This window comes from Kitasatospora sp. NPDC093558, from assembly GCF_040683475.1.
GTDB lineage: Bacteria > Actinomycetota > Actinomycetes > Streptomycetales > Streptomycetaceae > Kitasatospora.
This window is the reverse complement of record NZ_JBFBDY010001376.1, coordinates 1-1,077: the sequence shown is the minus strand read 5'-3', so window position 1 is coordinate 1,077 and position 1,077 is coordinate 1. Positions and strand designations below refer to the sequence as shown.

The following is a 1,077-nucleotide window of genomic DNA, read 5'->3' as shown; positions in this document are numbered from 1 at the left end:
TGTCCAGCAGCGAGTTGGTGCCCAGGCGGTTTGCTCCGTGCACGGACACGCACGCGACCTCGCCGGCCGCGTACAGGCCGGGGACGACGTCGGTGCAACCATAGATCCATGTCCGGACGTAGGGAGCCAAACCCCGATATCCACAATTGCCGAAGGATCGTTCGCATGCTGCACGCATATTCGGTCTTCACGCCCGAATACCGGCGCGGACCCTTCACTGACGAGATCCTCGACGCTGCGAACAGATCATGCGCGCCGGCTGCGCCGACTTCGAAACCGAGCTAGTCGAGTCTGTCTCCGCCAGCAGGCTCCGCCTGGAGTTCCCGGCCCACATCCGCAAGTACCCATGGGGCGAACACTTCTGGTCCCCCAGCTACTTCGCCTCCTCCTGCGCCGGCGCGCCACTGCGCATCCTCAAGGAGTACATCGAGAACCAGAAACGACCCGACTGACCATCCAGATTTCCACAGCGATGCTGCGACGTTCCGCGCCACAGGGCAGAGGATGCGCTTCTCCCCCGCAAGCGGGGAAGTACCCCCACCCGGCTGTAAACGGCCGGGGTTCCTCGCAGGATCACGCTGAAATATTCAGGGTGCGGGAGCGCGTTCCCGTGAGCATCGGCGCGGGACAGGCCTGCGCGATGAGAGGAGTGCGGCCCGTGCGCGTCGAGATATGGGGCGACATCAACTGCCCGTGGTGCTACATCGGCAAGGCCCGGTTCGAGCAGGCCCTGGCGGTCTTCCCGCACCGCGCGGGGGTGGAGGTCGTGCACCGCTCGTTCGAGCTGGATCCGAACGCGCCGCGCGCGGCCCGTCCCGTGATCCCGCTGCTCGCCGCGAAGTACGGGATGAGCCTGGAGCAGGCCGAGGCGGCGGAGGCCCGGATCGCCGAGAACGCGCGCGCGGAGGGGCTGCCGTACCTGGCGGGCGGGCGGGACGCGGCGAACTCCTTCGACATGCACCGGCTGCTGCACTTCGCCAAGGACCAGGGCCGCCAGTCCGGGCTGCTGGACGCGCTGTACCGGGCCAACTTCGCCGAGGAGCGCTCGGCGTTCGACGCGGGGCGGCTGGTCGAGCT

Annotated in this window: 2 protein-coding genes and 1 pseudogene; 2 read left to right on the top strand and 1 reads right to left on the bottom strand. The window is 67.8% G+C overall.

Annotation, left to right across the window (positions count from 1 at the left end):
- Positions 1 to 156, bottom strand: a pseudogene (locus AB0O00_RS41120) (FAD-binding protein); the annotation flags it as partial.
- A gap of 92 nt (positions 157 to 248) precedes the next feature.
- On the opposite strand from AB0O00_RS41120, the gene AB0O00_RS41115 reads away from it, so the two are divergent.
- Positions 249 to 452, top strand: a complete 204-nt coding sequence (locus AB0O00_RS41115; protein WP_363659758.1) for a transposase — start codon at positions 249 to 251, stop codon at positions 450 to 452.
- A 206-nt stretch (positions 453 to 658) separates the two neighbouring features.
- The coding region (locus AB0O00_RS41110; RefSeq protein ID WP_363659757.1) for a DsbA family protein at positions 659 to 1,077 on the top strand (419 nt) is incomplete at its 3' end.

Coding starts and splice junctions, on each gene's coding strand:
- AB0O00_RS41115 (WP_363659758.1), top strand. CDS start 249: ATGCGCGCCGGCTGCGCCGACTTCGAAACCGAGCTAGTCGAGTCTGTC.